Source organism: Rhizobium sp. SVR5-2C (assembly GCF_056755115.1).
Map to the genome: position 1 here is coordinate 1 of NZ_JBNDHT010000682.1, position 229 is coordinate 229.

Genomic DNA, 229 nt, shown 5'->3' on the forward strand with positions numbered 1-229 from the left:
GTACCAGCGTAAAATGGTTGCCCTTCAACGCGCCCAGACGCAGTTTGCGCTTATGGCGTGCGTATTCCAGTACCTTACAGCCCTCCAGCTCCAATTTGCTTAAATCAGGCATCGTATTACCCGGCACGCGCGCGCAGAGCCACTGTTCGGTGACGGCGTGTTTATCTTTCTGCCCGGCAAAGCTCACTTCGCGGGCATGAATTTTGAGGAATTTTGCCAGCGCATCGGC

Annotated in this window: 1 protein-coding gene; it reads right to left on the minus strand. The window is 55.0% G+C overall.

The genetic code is table 11. The annotated features are described in order from the left end of the window. The coding region (truD, locus tag ACPYOI_RS37360; RefSeq protein ID WP_481424341.1) for a tRNA pseudouridine(13) synthase TruD at positions 1 to 229 on the minus strand (229 nt) is incomplete at both ends.